Origin of the sequence: Sorangium sp. So ce302, assembly GCF_051530145.1 — a bacterium.
In the GTDB taxonomy this organism is placed as follows: domain Bacteria; phylum Myxococcota_A; class Polyangia; order Polyangiales; family Polyangiaceae; genus Sorangium; species Sorangium cellulosum_B.
This window is the reverse complement of sequence record NZ_CP150326.1, coordinates 3294464-3308643: the sequence shown is the minus strand read 5'-3', so window position 1 is coordinate 3308643 and position 14180 is coordinate 3294464. Positions and strand designations below refer to the sequence as shown.

The window sequence follows — 14180 nt, the reverse complement described above, 5'->3', positions numbered from 1 at the left end:
GAGCGGCGCTCGAGGCGACGATGATCGTGCAGCTCGGGAAGACGTCCCACACGTGGACGCGCGCGGACCTCGAGGCGAAGCTCACCGGCCACGCGCGCGTCCTCATCGACGTCGGCACAGGCGACGGCCGCTTCGTGTACCGCTCGGCCGGCGCCCACGCCGACACGTACTGCATCGGCATCGACCCCGCGGGGGAGCGGATGCGCGAGGTGTCATGGCGCGCCAGCCGCAAGGTCGCCCGGGGCGGCCGGCCGAACGCGCTCTTCGTCGTCGCGTCCGTGCAGGCGCTGCCCGAGGAGCTCACCGGGCTCGCCCACACCCTCACCCTCAATTTCCCCTGGGCCTCGCTGCTCTCGGCCCTCGTGCTGCCCGAGGCGCCGGTGCTCGAGGCGCTGCGCCGGCTCGTCCGACCGGGCGGGGAGCTCATCGCGCTGCTCAACCAGAGCGTCTTCGACGACCGGCCCTACGCGGCGCGGCTCGGGCTCCCCGAGCTCTCGGACGCGTGGGTCGATGACACGCTGCGCCCCGCCTACCGCGCGGCGGGCTTCGAGATCCGGGCGAGCGAGCTCGTCGAGGGGGACATGCCGCACCAGACCAGCTGGGGACAGCACCTCACGCTCGCCTCGGGCCGGAGGACGCGCCTGCTCACGGCCGAGGCGATCGGCTGAGCTCGTCGGTCGACCAGGCCAGTTCCGTGCGCCAGCGATCCCTGGCGGGACTGTTCCGCGGCGGCGAACCGTGGACGCCGGCGCCCGTGGTCACTGCGGTGCTGCGATCGTGATCGAGGGATCGAACCAGTAGTTACCGATATATTCTCCGCCGATCGCGCAATAGAACTCGAGGCCGTACTGGAGCGTGCCCGGAGTGGCGAGCGCCGGAACAAGGATGTACGGGTTGCGCTTCACCGGCGAAGTCAGGCTGGCGTCATGGCGGGTGACCAGGTAACTGGTGTTGTCATTCTCCGGCGCCCACGGAGAGTTCGAACCGGCGACATAGTCGTAACCATACGAATTGACGCGAGTGTCCCGGAAGCTGATGTCTCCGATGACCGCATCCCCGCCGGTGAGGTCATCGAGGTTAATCGGGCTTTGATCCCAGCTCATCGCGACGAACCCCACCGGGGCGCAAGCCACACCGATGTTGGAGTTCGAGTCCTGGACGTAGATGAGGACCTCCTCGTTGAAGTACACAGTCACGGGAGTGTCCCCGCTCTGGTTGGTGTAGGTGCTGGGGTCGTCTCCTCTCCCGTACTTGAGAGGAGGGTGCGGGCCCGGATAATTGTTGGGATTGCCAAACTGCCCTCCAGGATTCTGCTTGAGAGCATTGCTATCGATCAGAAAAATGATGTGCATTGTCATGTTGTTCTCTTCCATCCGTGGGCGTTTACCGCGCGGACCTGGGACGCAGGCGCGGCAGCGGCGCTCCCCTCGGTCAGCTAGCAGCGCTTGAGCGCCTCGCTTCTCTGGCGCAGCGTCACAGCAAGCGACGTGCCACCAGGACCGGCCTTTCGGTCCCCCAGCGCAAGGGCGCTTCCTCCGCAGGAACCCCCCACAGGCGCCTGGGCGTCCGACCTTCCGGCACGCCTCGCCGCCCCCGTCGCGCTGCAGGCCTTGTTTCCCGCCGGGAAGCGCCGCTTCATTTCGAGACGCAAGGCCTCGTCGCCCCCGCGCGGGTTTCGCCCGACGCGCCTGCCGCAGATCCGACTGGATCTCCGCCGGCGCTCCACCGGTCGGCTCGGTCCGAGATCGCCCTGAAGCCTCACCGAGAGCAGCGCCGAGCCGTCCAATGGCGGCTGGCATCGTCATTGCAACATTCGCATCACGGTGGTTGCCCTCGGCCAGGACCCGACCTCGGCCAATCCGAACCCGGAACGTCAACTCCTCCAAATGCAGGAAGCGCAGCGATCATGACAAGATTCTCTCGAATGCTCAGGGCGGCAGCCGCCTTTCCATTCATCGCGGGTGGAGCGATGGCTACGATGGATTGCTCTTCGAGCGGCCTGACGAAAGACCCTCAGCAACCGCCGCAGACGGATGCGGCAGCACAGTCGGGCGCTCATGCAGATCAGGCGAAAAACGTCCTTGCGGCGGCTCAAAATGGCTTGCCTCAGTCGCTGCCGCGGCCAAGCAGCCTGGTGTACAGCGCCCAGTTCGCCTGGCAACAGTTCCTCGCATTGAACCGCGTCGCTGCCCAGCCGGACGGCCAGACCATCCGGCGAGGGACCCCCCAGGGCGAGGCTCTGGGTCAATCGAATGATCTCCTGGTCTGGCAGACCTATGCCCACAAGACCGAGCTCCGGCCCAATGGACCGCTCACGCTCCCCTGGGACAAGCTGGGCACGCCCACGTACACGAATGCTTACCAGGTGGCGCTCTCCAAGGGGACCAGCGACGCAGAGCTGGGTCTCTGGAACAACCTCGACGAGGATAGCGAGATCGCCTCCTGCCAGATCTTCGGCCAGTACGCGCGACAGCCGCGCGCTCGGAGGCAAGATTCGCTGATCTTGTTCGAGGCGAAGGTGAACCGGGACGAGTACGAGTACATCCGCAACAAGTACCCTGATCAGAACACGGGCAACGTCGGCGATATCGCGAAGTGCGACGGGACCGGAGCCCACGGGAGCCTGTGCGCAGCCCAGCTCAGCGCGCGGAACGACATACGGAATGGGAAGTACGACCATGCGGCTCAATGCAGCTGCCCGCCGAGTCAAGCGATCTGCCTCCCCTGCGGCGACGGTACGAACGACGGGGCCATCGAGATCAAGGCCGCATGGCGAAAGCTGCTCCCGTCCGAGGACGCCACCCAATATTACACCTCCAAGGCCCTCTACTATCAAGACGAATACGATCCGGGGTCACAGACCTACAAGTACAAGTACTACAACGACACGTTCGCGCTGATAGGGCTTCATATCATCAGAAAGCTGCAGAATTACCCGGACTTCGTGTTCACCTCGTTCGAGCACGTCGGAGAGGCCAATGCAGGCGATGAGTACGTCACGCTCGACGGCGACGGAGCGGAGACGTCAGCGCCGGCGCCCGCGACGCGGCAGAGCCCTGACCCCAATACGGACCGCAAGAAGAACCACGCGATCCCAGCGGACATCCAGAAGGTGAACGATCTCATGCGCCAGCAGCTGCAAGGTTTCCGCTCGGTCTGGGCGAACTACCAGCTCATCGGCGTGCAGGCCGACGTGACCGACTGCGGCATCATCGGCGCCCCTCCCCCGAAAGCGAATCCCACCGATTCGGATTCCATCAAAATGGAGGCTGGGCTCGCCTGCATCAGCGCGCAGGACGGCAACGTGGGCAAGTGCCTGCAGGAGGATGCCAATTACTACATGGCCAACCTGTTCGTCGAGTCGGACAAGTTCCTCAACAACTTCAGCGGCCCAGGCTTCGGCGGCAACACGTTCGGGAGCTGCGACAACATCGTGTACAACAAAGCGACGTACAACATGGGGGGCTGCAAGGGATGCCACGGCGTCGCGCAGACCGCGTTCGGGACTGACTTCAGCTTCCTGCTCGACTTTGACAACGGCAAGCCGGGCACGGCACCGGATACGCTCCAGCCCCCCTATGCCGACATCAAAGGGTTGAGGGTCTCCTCGAGCAAGGTCAGCGTCACGCCCGTACCAGGCTCCGGGCAGGTGTGCGCGTCCTTGACCGACTCCTTGACCGACCCCTCGACCGAGAGGTGCATCGACTATTGCAGACACCAGTGCGAGACGAAGGCTTGCATCGCTTACAACGCCAGCAAGGCGGGTTGCGAGCTCTTCACCCCGGACGTGCCGATGTCGTCGCTGTCGCTGGCTGACGCTCAGGGATACTATGCCCTCCTCGCGCCGGGGACGATCCGTCCTCCCACGATCAAGACTGGGCAACCGCAGAAGGCGGTCTTCCCTGGGGGGTATCTCCACCGCTCCAGTCGTAAACACTGAGTTCAATCTCAACAACGAGCCCAAGGAGCCAGCCATGGCAATCCAGCAGACCTGTCAGCAGATCCCGCTCACGCCCGCGATGCGTGAATTGATCGACGAGCTCAAGCGCCTCATGGCCAATCCTGTGGTCGAGGCGGCGTTCAACGAGGCCGTCGCGCACGTGCGGCCCTTCGTGGAGGACGGGTCGAAGAACCCGTGGGTCGGAGCGACCGCCGAGTACTTCGTGAGCTACTTCGAGCAGTGGTTCACGTTCCTGCCCGAGCCCACTGGAGGCCTGGGGAAGATCGTACCTTTCACCTACTTCTACCTCGACAACAAGTCCGCGTTCGCCTTCCTGAACACGTTCAAGAGCCGCACGATCAGCAAGGAGTACACGACCGAGATCTTCAACTGGACCGTCAAGTTCATCAAGGAGCGGGGGCGGTTCATGGACTCTCCGGAGTCGCTCAAGTTCATCGAGGCCTGGCTGAAGGATCCCGGGACTCACATCGAGGACTTCATCGTCCCCGAGGGTGGCTTCAAGTCGTTCAACGACTTCTTCACGCGCAGGCTCAACCCAGCGAGAAATCCCCGGCCCGTCGCGGCGCCCGATAACGATTCGGTGCTCGTGGCGTCCGCCGACTCGGAGATCAACTTCATCCTCTCGGACCTCACGCTGACGAAGAAGCTCGACGTGAAGTCACGTCAGCTCAACATCACGCAGCTCCTGAACGGGTCGAAATACGCAGCGAAGTTCGAGGGCGGCACGGCCGTCTCCTGCGTCCTCATGCCCCCCAACTACCATCGCTACCACGCTCCTGCCTCCGGCCGGATCGTCGAGGGGGTGGAGGTGCCTGGAATTTACAATGGCATCATGGACGGGGATCACTGGTTCAACACCATCTTCAACGTCGGCGAGAGCACGACGGACTTCAGCATCTTCGAGGACTTTCATCGCTCCTACTTCGTCATCAGGACCGAAAAGCACGGGTACGTCGCCGTGATCCCGGTTGGCCTGAACACGATCAGCGCGATGTATCCGTCGCTCGTCAACAACCGGTCGACGCTGGTCCCGGTCGGAGGCGAGCCGGTCCCGGTCAAGAAGGGCGACGAGCTCGGGCACTTCGCGTACGGCGGCTCCCTGAACATCCTGCTCTTCCAGAGAGGCGTGTTCAACGCCGTTTCGGTCCTGATGGGGAGCCGCCTTGGTTCCCTTGGCATACCATCCACCCCTGAGGCATTCCCGAGGACTTGAAGAGTCGAGCAGCGCCGCGCTCTCACGACGGCACGCGTGAGACAAACGAACTCCAGCGCGGCCCCGGGGCGGTTTCGGCGCTGTCGAGCAGGACATCGAAGTTCGAGGGCGTTTGAGCGCGTTCTTTGCGGGACGTGGCGCAACGCACCGCGAAGCCCTTGCGCTCGACTCGCGCCGGAAGGTCGCCTCGCGCCGCTGGACCATCCGCGAAGCACTACCGGGAGACCCACGATGGCGATCAATGAGAAGCCGATCCTCACGGACTCCTCGCCCCCGGGGTGCACCTGCGGGTGCGCTGCTCCTTCGCCGCGCTCGGCCGGCGTCTCCACGCTGGCCAAGCGCGCCGGCCGGCACCTCCCGCTCTTACCCGCCATCGCGCTGGTGCTGCTCCCGAAGTGCCCTTTGTGCGTGGCGGCGTATCTCGGGATCCTGGGCTCGCTGGGCGCCAGCGCCTGGCTGCGCGACGCATGGGGGCTGCCGCTCGGCGCCGGGCTGCTCGCCTTCGCGCTCGGCGCGCTCGTGCTGCGCGCGCTGTCGAGCCAGGACTACCGCCCCATGCTTGCAGGCCTCGTGGGCGCGTCGGCCCTGCTCGGGGGCAAGTTCGTGCTCGACGCGCCGCCTCTCCTCTGCGCGGGCGCTTTGCTCCTCATCGGCGCCTCGCTCTGGAGCGTACGCCTCGCCTCCCGGAGGACGGGGCCGTCCCCCTCGCAAGACCGTGCGGCGAAGGGAGCGCAGGGCTCGTCGCTGCCCTCGCCGCCGTGAAGCACGGAGCGCGCGGAGAGCCCCGCGCCGCCCTGAGACCGTACAGGTCAGGCTCGCTCTGACAGACGAAAAGGAAACGCGCTGACATGACCACAGGGATACGGCGGTCCATCTATGTCCTCCAGCAAGAATACGCGGAGGGCAACACGAAACCCCTTGAAGACGTGCTCTATGCCTGGAGGGGCATCCAGCGGCTCGACCCGCATGAATGGAACTCGTTCTTCGCCTTGGGGGGCCTCCACGGAGAGCCTTTCTTGCTGCGACGCGCGGTCGATCGACTGCCGCCGGAGGATACATACGCATACTGGGGAGGGTACTGCAACCACGGCAACATCCTGTTCCCGACCTGGCACAGAGCATACCTTTACTGTCTCGAAAAGGCGCTGCAAAGCGTCGTACCGGGCGTGATGCTGCCTTTCTGGGACGAGACGGACGACCACTCTCGCCACAACGGCGTCCCGGCTGTCTTTACTCGGCCGACGGTCGACCTCCCGAGCTACGGCCTGATGGGTATCCCCAACCCGCTGCGGTCGTTCACCCTGCCCATCTCGGTCTCCGACAACTACTGGGGGGACCAGAACGCAAACGCCGACGAGGCGCACCCGTACTACAAGCGGGCCGGCTACACGACGGTGCGGTACCCGCTCTCGGGGCTGGTGGGCAACTTCGGGGACTCCGAACTGACGTACGCCCACAACCAGAAGTATCCCGACCAGAACACGAACGACACGCTGCTCAATAACAACATCATGGCTTGGCTGAACGGCCCCGAGCCCACGGACCCACCTCCTCCCGAGGGCGCCAGCCTCTACGCGTCGTACAGGGCGTGTCTATTCGCGCCGAACTACGCGGTCTTCTCCAACACGACCTCGGCGGCCGCGTGGAACGCGGATATCCCCCCCGATCAGCCCATGGTGGTGTCGGTGGAGGAGCCCCACAACGACCTCCACCTGGCCGTCGGCGGGTTCGACGCGCCGCAGATAGCTGCTGGTGGCATGGGGCTGGTCAGCGGCTCGAACGGGGACATGGGAGAGAACAACACGTCCTCCTTCGATCCGATCTTCTTTTTTCACCACTGCAACATCGACCGCATGTTCTGGCTCTGGCAGAAGCTGCATGGCCAAACCACGACGCTCGAAGTCTCCGACGACATGACAGACTACCCGGGCACCAGCTCGAATGACCTGCAAGGGCCGACCCCCGGCGTCCCGCCCGGCACTCAGCTGACCCTCGACGGAACCGCGCTCAAGCCGTTCAAGAACCCGCGCACGAGCAAGCCCTACGTCAGCACGGCCTGCGTGGACATCGAGAACCAGCTCGGCTACACGTATGGACCGGGCTCATTCGACGATCTATCCATCGATGACCAGCCCAGCGCGGCGGCGGTAGAGCCCGGGTTCAGCGCCAGGAAGCTCATGGTCAGGGGCATCGATCGCGCCCTGTTCCAGGGGTCGTTCCTGCTGACGGCGCACGCGACCGTCACGGACGACGGCGGCAAGACCAAGGAATACTACCTGGGCTATCACTCTGTCTTGAGCCGCTATAGCGTGAGCAGCTGCGCGAACTGCCGCGCTCACCTGGAGGTCATCGCCCACTTCTCCCTGAAAAACATGCCGGAGGACGAGGTCGATCGCGCCATCTTCACCGTGAAGGTTCACCATCGCGGGTCGGTGCTGCCTGCCGGCTTGAAGACCGTTCTCAAGGTCCGCGGCTGACGGCCGGCGCCGGCGCTCGTGGTGAGGATAGGCGCCTGGGCCTGCGTCAATCCGCGGTGCCCCCTGCGTCGGCGATAGCCCGCCCGCGGCGCGACGGTGAGGGCGCGCTCGAGGCTGGACGATGGCGCTGCTCTGGCCGCCCGCCGGAAGTCTTGGCCCGGGGCGGGCAGGCAGAGCGGGCTAAAGGCGCGAGGCGCGCCGGCGACGGCGCGGCGCGAGCGGCCGCCGCGGCGGGCGATGGCGCGGAGCGCGGGCGAACGCCGCAGGTTCGTCGCCCGCGCCGCGCGCCGCCGCGGCGCTCAGGCGAGCGCCCGGCGAGCTATCGCCTGCTCTCGTGCTGCACCGCCTCCCGCTCGGTCACCCGGCGGATGGTCTGCGCGGTGTGCCTGTCGTCCTCGCTCTGCGCGATATCCGACAGGCTGATGATGCCGACCAGGCGGCCGTCCGCCTCGGTGCACAGGACGCGCGACTTGTGGTGCTGCCCCATCAGCTGCTCCGCTCGCTGCACGTCGTCGTCGGGCCGGCACGCGACCACCCCGCGCGTCATGACGTCGCCCGCCTTCGTGTTCAGCGGCCGGCTGTGAGCCAGCACCCGGATGGCGAGGTCGCGGTCCGTCAGCGCCCCGAGCACCCTCCCGGCGCTGTCGCAGACAGGAAGGAAGCCGATGTTCGCGTCGCGCATCTTGCACGCGGCCGTCTGGATGGTGTCGTCGGCCAGGACGCTCTGGATGTCTTGCTTCATGATCTCCTTGCACAGCATGGTTCCCTCCTTCGGTTCCGTTGCAGCGCTCGGCAGCGTCACCGCGCACAAAAGGACCTTAGGGGACCATCGCGGGCGGGGGATGGAGCATCATGATGAATGCGGCGTCGGGCACCGCTTGATCGCGCCTCCGGCCGGCGAGCGCGGCGGGCGGCGTCATGGCGGTGCGCCGCGGCGCCGGCCAACCTGGGGTGCGAGACACCATGTCAGAGCGGATCACAGGGGCGGTCATCCGCCGGGCGCAGCCGGCCGACGCGGCCGCCATCGCGCGCATCGAGGTCGACTCCTGGCAGGCGGCCTACCTCGGCCTGGTGCCGGCGGCCGATCTCAACACCCTCTCCGTGCCGGCGCGCGAGGTGAGCTGGCGGCACATCCTGAGCCGCGACGCCGCGACCGGGACGCGGACCTGGGTGCTCTGCGCCGAGGGCGCCGGGCTCGGCTTCGCGAGCGCCGGACCGACGCGCGACGACGACGACCCGGGTGACGTCGGCGAGCTCTACACGATCTACCTCCTGCCCGCCGCGTGGGGGCGCGGGCTCGGCGCCGCGCTGCTCGACACGGCGCAGGCCGACCTGGCCCGGCGCCGCCACAGGACCATGACGATCTGGGTCCTCGAGGGGAACACCCGCGCGCGCCGCTTCTACGAGCTCTCCGGCTTCAGCCGCGACGGCGCGCGGCGGTGGGCGCGGGTCGGCGCCGGCAGCCTCCCGGAGATCCGCTACCGGCGAGCGCTGTAGCGCCCCGCATCCCACGCCGAGGGCGGCGCCGGCCCGTGCACCCAGCGCCGGCATCGAGCCCCAGCGCCCCGGCACGCTAGCCGAAGCGCACGACGATGCTGCTGTAACCGCCCCGCGGGTCGTACTGGGAGGTGATCTTTCCCCAGGGATACTCGTACGGCGGCGCGCCGAGGATCGACACCAGCCAGGCGTCGTGGCTGGCCTTGCGCTCCGCCTCCTCCTTCTCGGACCAGTCGTTCCAGAACGCCTTCGACTCGGCGCCCACCTCGAACAGCTCGACCCACGCGATCTTGCCGCTGCAGAAGTGCAGCGTGATGCGGAAGGTCCGGAAGCCGATGCGCTGGCGCGACGTCCGGTATCCGCTCCACGGCTGCGACTGGCTCAGGGCGTTGGCCATCCGCGCGAGCGGCGACGACAAGAACTGCGCTTCCGAGTACGAGGGCCCGATGCGAAGCCCGGATGTGAGCTCGATCTCGCCCGTCTGTCGATGGATCATCCAGCCCTCCGACGCTCGGAACAGCATACACCACAGCTCGCGGACCGGCGCGGCTCAGCCGAGCCCCGCCGGCGTCCGTGCGCCACCGCCGCGCGAAGACCCCACCCCGCCTCTCCGAAGGTGGGTGTTCGACCGAGATTCACCCCTGTCGATCGCTCGCCCGGCTGCTCGGAGGACAACAGCCGCGGTCCCTCTCGCGCAGCGCGAGGGACGCCGCCGCTGTCCTCCGGTGTCGACACGACACCCACGATGTCGCGGGTGACCGAACAGACCGAACAGACCGAACAGACCGAGCAGGCCGAGCAGACCGAGCACGCACTTTCGCCATGGGCATAAGGCAGTGTCGCGCAATGCGGTTTTCCTGCTCGTGACAACCCGCATAACCGGTAATATCGGTCACGGATCGCGCCGGGCCCCACCCGAGGTCATCCGAGGTCTTCTTGCCGCGTTGCCCTTCCTGCCATCGCCGACTCGCAGTGCTCACCTCCTGCCCGACGGACGGAGCCACGGCGCCGTCCCGCCCAGCGCCTGTCGATCTCGACGCCGAGACGCCGCCGTCCGTCGCGGGCTTCCTCGTCGGCCCGCCGCTCGCGGCGGGCGCCTTCTCGGTCCTCTGGGCCGCGACGCGGGCGGAGGACGGCGCTCCCGCCGTGCTCAAGATCAGCAGGGCCCACTCGCTGCTCGCGCGCGAGCGGTTCCGCAGCGAGGCGTGGGCGCTCGAGCAGCTCGGTCCCCCGGCCTCGCCTCGCCTGTTCCAGAACGGCGTGCTCGAGGACGGCCGCGCGTACATCGCGATGGAGCGGCTCCGCGGCGAGACGCTGGCGGCCCACCTCGAGGGAATGCCCGCCGCGCCCGACCTGCGCTCCGCCCTCGACGTCGCGCTCGGCGTGCTGAGCTGCCTCCAGGTGGTGCACGAGCGCGGCCTGGTCCACCTGGATCTCGCGCCCGAGAACGTCTTCCTCGAGCCCGACGGCGGCGTGCGGCTCCTCGACTTCGGCCTCACGCAGCGCGAGCGCGGCGTCGTCTGCCACCCGGCGGACAGCGCGCTCACCACGCTGGGCGCCATGCTCGGGACGCCCGAGGTCGCGTCCCCCGAGCGGCTCCGGGGCGAGCCGCTCGACGCGCGCGCGGACCTCTACGCCTTCGGCGCGCTCCTCTTCGAGCTGCTCACGCTGCGCCCTCCGTTCGCCGGCGATCCCGCGGACGTCGCGCAGGGGCACCTCGGCCGGCTCCCCCCCAGGCCGAGCGAGATCGCCCCGGTCCCGCGGTCCATCGAGGCCCTCGTCCTCGCCTGCCTCGCCAAGGAGCGCGCGCGCCGCCCGGCCGACGCCGCGGGCCTCCGGGCCGCGCTCGCGTCGGCGGGCGCCGAGGCGCTCGCCCTGATCGGCGGCGCCGTCGGCGCCGCGGCGACCACGGGAGACGACGCCGCCACCGGCTCCACGGACCGGCACGACACGGTGGTGCTCGCCCTGGAGGCCCGCGGCGCCGAGGCCGAGGTCCGCGCCGCCGTGGCCCGCCACGACGGGCACCTCGCGCGGCAGCGCGGCTACCGCTTCGTCGCGATCTTCCCCGGCCCGAAAGAGGCGGCCGCGGAGCGCGCGCTCCTCGCGGGGCGGGAGATCGTCGCTTCGGTCGGCGCGCCCCTCGCGATCCACATCGCGCCGTTGAAGCTCCGCCGCGACGCCGAGGGCGTCCACGCCGCCGGCATCGCCGTGGAGCGGCCCGAGTCGTGGCTCCCCTCGGATGCGTGGCGCGGCATCGCGCTCAGCGCCGAGCTCGTCACCGCCCATGCCGGGTTCGACGTCGCCGCGGCGAGCGAGGACGGCCGCTACTTCTTCGCCCCGGACGCGCCCCCGCCCTCGGGCCATCGCGGCGCCGCGCGCGCCGCGCCGCCGCTCGTCGGGCGCGGCGAGGCCCAGAGCGCCGCCGAGGAGAGCCGCGAGCGCGCGCTCGCGGGCCTCGGGCCCGGCCTCTGCGCGCTGATCGGCGAGCGCGGCGCCGGCAAGTCGCGCCTCGCCGAGGAGATCGCCGAGAGCAGCCGGCGCGCGCACCCCGGCGCGCTCGTGATCTCGCTGCGCGCCGAGCCGGAGCTCGCCGCGCGCCCCGGGGGCGGCCACGGCCGGACCGCGGCCGCCTTGCTCGCCGAGGTGCTCGGCGCGAGGGACGGCGCCCTCGCGGCGCCCGGCGACCCGCGCGCGTTCTGCGTCGAGCGGCTCGGAGAGCCGCTCGGCGGCGAGGTGTGGCCCGCCGTGGCCGCGATCCTCGGCTGGCCGGGCGGCTCCGCAGGCCGGCCGCCGCCGCGCCGCGGGAGCGTGATCCGGGCGCTCGCCGAGGGGCTCCGCCGGAGGGCGATGGAGCGGCCCGTCGTCGCGATCGTCGACGACGCGCACCTCGCCGACAGCGCCACGCTCGACGCGCTCGACCTCGCGACGCGGCGCGAGGCGTCGGTCTCGCTCTGGGTGCTGCTCGCCGGCGCCCCGGCGCGCTGCGCGCCGACGCCGCGGCGCCACGCGCTGAGCGCCCGCGGCCACGCGCGCGATCACGTCGCGCTCCCGCCGCTCGACGACGCCGCGGGGCTCCTGCTCTGCGCGGAGCTCCTCCGGCCCGCGGAGCCTCCGCCGAGCGCGACGCTCCGGCGCATCTGCGCGTGGGCCGGCTACAACCCCCGCGCCCTCGTGGAGCTCACCCGGGCGATCAAGCGCGCGGGCCTCGTGCGGCTGCGGGCGAGATCGAGCGGCCACCAGCTCGCGACCGCCGAGCTGGAGAGGCTCCCGCCGTCGCCCGCGTGGCAGTGGTTCGCCGCGGGGCAGCTGGAGGCGCTCCCGCCGGAGCTCGCCGCGTGCGCGAGGCTCTGCGCGGTGCTCGGCTTCGAGCTCTCGGAGGACGTGGCGGCGAGCGTGCAACGCGCGCTCGAACACGAGGACGCGGCGGCGGCGGGCGTCGACCACGTCGACGTCCCGAGCGCGCGCATCGACGTCCCGAGCGCGCTTCGCGCGCTCGTGGCGCGGGGGCTCCTCGTCCCCCGCGGCGCGCACGGCGCCGCGCACGGCGAGGGCGCCCTCTGCGGCGGCGCCAGCTACGCCTTCCGGAGCGCGCTCTTGCAGGAGGCCATCTACGCGCTGCTCGCGGAGGACCAGCGCGCGGCGATGCACCGGCACGCGCTCGCCGTCTGGGAGCTCATGGCCGAGGCCCGGCCGAGGGCGCCGGATCTGCTCGAGCCGATCGCGCGCCACGCCGCGGCCGCCGGGGCGCGCGCGCGCGCGGCGCACGCGTACCTGCTCCTCGGCGATCTCCAGCGCGACCGGCACAACAACGCGGTGGCGGAGGGCCACTACGCGTCCGCGCTCCTCTGGGCCGACGGCGACGATCAGCGCCAGCGGTACCTCGCGCTCCTCGGCCGCGCGCGCGTGCGCTACCGCGTCCTGCGCACCGGCGAGGCGCTCGACGATCTCCGCTCCGCGGGGGCGCTGGCCCGGACGATGAAGGACCCGCGGATGATCGCGGAGGCGCTGCTCGAGGAGGCGACCGCGCTCGACTGGGCGGGCGCCTGGGAGGAGTCGGCGGCGCGCGTCGAGGAGGTGATCCCGCTGCTCGACGCCCGCGAGGGCCGCGCCGACGCCGCGCTCGCTGCGCGCTTCGAGGTCGCGGCCGGCCGCTCGGCGTTCCGCAAGGGCAACCTGGACGACGCCCTCGAGCGGCTCACGCACGGCGTGGAGCGCGTCCGCGAGGCCGATCACGACACGCACGTGACCGGGCTCACGCTGCTGGCCTGCGTGCTCGCGCGGTCCGGCCAGCTCGAGGAGGCGGAGCGGCGCTTCGACGACGCCGTGCGCAGCTGCGAGGAGCGCGGCGACCGGGGCCACCTCTGCGCGGCGCTCGTCCGCCGCGCGGAGCTCTGGCCGGCGCTCGACGCCCCGGATCGCGCGATGGCGGACCTCCGGCGCGCGGTCCAGCTGGCCCGCGAGGAGGCGAGCGCCCTGGCGGAGCGCGACGCGACGATCAAGCTCGCGGAGCTGCTCTACCTCTGGGGGCGCGAGGACGAGGCGCTGCCCCTGGTGCGGCAGGCGCGCTCGCTCGACGAGCAGCTCAAGGACAGGCCGGCCTACAGGAGCGCGCTCCTGCTCGCGCGGATCCACGCGATGCGCGACGAGCACGCGGACGCGAGCCGGCAGCTCCGGTGGCTCAGGGCGCAGGGGGCGGTCGCGGATCTGCCGCCGTACGCCCAGGCCCTCCTCGGCGTCATGCAGCTCGCCGTGAAGGACCCGAGGTCCGGCATGGAGAGCACACGCACGCGGGCGACGGCGCGCGAGGAGGGGGAGCCGCCCGGCGAGCTGAGCGGCGGCCTCAGCGCCGATCAGCGGATCGAGCTCCTCTACTGGCGAGCGCGCGCCCTGCTCGACGCCGGCCGCCCCGAGGATCTGGCGCTGCTCCTCGCGCGCACCGCGCCGCTGCTCGCCCAGAGCCGGGCCTGGCGCTCGCGCTTCGCGAAGCTCCGGGCGGGCGACGGGCAGCTCGCGGGATAGCGCCGCCGGGGCG

Annotated in this window: 10 protein-coding genes; 7 read left to right on the top strand and 3 right to left on the bottom strand. The window is 69.9% G+C overall.

The genetic code is table 11. The features are described from left to right. The first annotated feature begins 20 nt into the window (after positions 1–20). Positions 21–668, top strand: coding sequence for a class I SAM-dependent methyltransferase (locus WME73_RS12915; protein ID WP_437915893.1), 648 nt, complete (start codon positions 21–23; stop codon positions 666–668). A 90-nt stretch (positions 669–758) separates the two neighbouring features. Here WME73_RS12915 and WME73_RS12910 read toward each other — a convergent pair whose 3' ends face one another. Beyond that, positions 759–1373: a hypothetical protein gene (locus WME73_RS12910; RefSeq protein WP_437915892.1), complete on the bottom strand. Its 615-nt coding sequence runs from the start codon at positions 1371–1373 to the stop codon at positions 759–761. A 761-nt stretch (positions 1374–2134) separates the two neighbouring features. Between WME73_RS12910 and WME73_RS12905 the strand changes: the two genes are divergently transcribed. From WME73_RS12905 to WME73_RS12890, 4 genes are all read left to right on the top strand, one after another. After that, positions 2135–3940 carry a hypothetical protein gene (locus tag WME73_RS12905; RefSeq protein ID WP_437745771.1) on the top strand — a complete coding sequence of 602 codons (1806 nt, stop codon included), beginning with the start codon at positions 2135–2137 and terminating at the stop codon, positions 3938–3940. 34 nt (positions 3941–3974) lie between these two features. Further along, the gene (locus WME73_RS12900; protein WP_437915891.1) at positions 3975–5174 is read left to right on the top strand and encodes a phosphatidylserine decarboxylase; all 1200 of its coding nucleotides are present in this window, start codon (positions 3975–3977) and stop codon (positions 5172–5174) included. A 231-nt stretch (positions 5175–5405) separates the two neighbouring features. Next, complete coding sequence (locus WME73_RS12895; protein WP_437915890.1) at positions 5406–5936, top strand: hypothetical protein; 531 nt, start codon at positions 5406–5408, stop codon at positions 5934–5936. Between the two features lie 86 nt (positions 5937–6022). Further along, positions 6023–7651, top strand: a complete 1629-nt coding sequence (locus WME73_RS12890; protein ID WP_437915889.1) for a tyrosinase family protein — start codon at positions 6023–6025, stop codon at positions 7649–7651. 319 nt (positions 7652–7970) lie between these two features. Here WME73_RS12890 and WME73_RS12885 read toward each other — a convergent pair whose 3' ends face one another. Further along, positions 7971–8411, bottom strand: coding sequence for a CBS domain-containing protein (locus WME73_RS12885; protein WP_437745768.1), 441 nt, complete (start codon positions 8409–8411; stop codon positions 7971–7973). A gap of 203 nt (positions 8412–8614) precedes the next feature. On the opposite strand from WME73_RS12885, the gene WME73_RS12880 reads away from it, so the two are divergent. Further along, positions 8615–9148: an N-acetyltransferase family protein gene (locus WME73_RS12880; protein WP_437745767.1), complete on the top strand. Its 534-nt coding sequence runs from the start codon at positions 8615–8617 to the stop codon at positions 9146–9148. A 76-nt stretch (positions 9149–9224) separates the two neighbouring features. On the opposite strand, the gene WME73_RS12875 is transcribed toward WME73_RS12880, so the two are convergent. Next, a complete protein-coding gene (locus tag WME73_RS12875) occupies positions 9225–9644 on the bottom strand; it encodes a hypothetical protein (protein ID WP_437745766.1) in 420 nt (139 codons plus the stop codon). Positions 9645–10120: 476 nt separating this feature from the next. Here WME73_RS12875 and WME73_RS12870 point away from each other — a divergent pair, with 476 nt between their 5' ends. Beyond that, entirely contained in the window at positions 10121–14167 is a 4047-nt protein-coding gene (locus WME73_RS12870) for a serine/threonine-protein kinase (RefSeq protein ID WP_437915888.1), read from the top strand. Positions 14168–14180 lie beyond the last annotated feature (13 nt).

Excerpts from the sequence above, each read along its gene's own strand:
- WME73_RS12890 (WP_437915889.1), top strand. The coding sequence starts at position 6,023 with ATGACCACAGGGATACGGCGGTCCATCTATGTCCTCCAGCAAGAATAC.
- WME73_RS12900 (WP_437915891.1), top strand. The coding sequence starts at position 3,975 with ATGGCAATCCAGCAGACCTGTCAGCAGATCCCGCTCACGCCCGCGATG.
- WME73_RS12880 (WP_437745767.1), top strand. The coding sequence starts at position 8,615 with ATGTCAGAGCGGATCACAGGGGCGGTCATCCGCCGGGCGCAGCCGGCC.
- WME73_RS12915 (WP_437915893.1), top strand. The coding sequence starts at position 21 with ATGATCGTGCAGCTCGGGAAGACGTCCCACACGTGGACGCGCGCGGAC.
- WME73_RS12885 (WP_437745768.1), bottom strand. The coding sequence starts at position 8,411 with ATGCTGTGCAAGGAGATCATGAAGCAAGACATCCAGAGCGTCCTGGCC.
- WME73_RS12910 (WP_437915892.1), bottom strand. The coding sequence starts at position 1,373 with ATGGAAGAGAACAACATGACAATGCACATCATTTTTCTGATCGATAGC.
- WME73_RS12895 (WP_437915890.1), top strand. The coding sequence starts at position 5,406 with ATGGCGATCAATGAGAAGCCGATCCTCACGGACTCCTCGCCCCCGGGG.
- WME73_RS12875 (WP_437745766.1), bottom strand. The coding sequence starts at position 9,644 with ATGATCCATCGACAGACGGGCGAGATCGAGCTCACATCCGGGCTTCGC.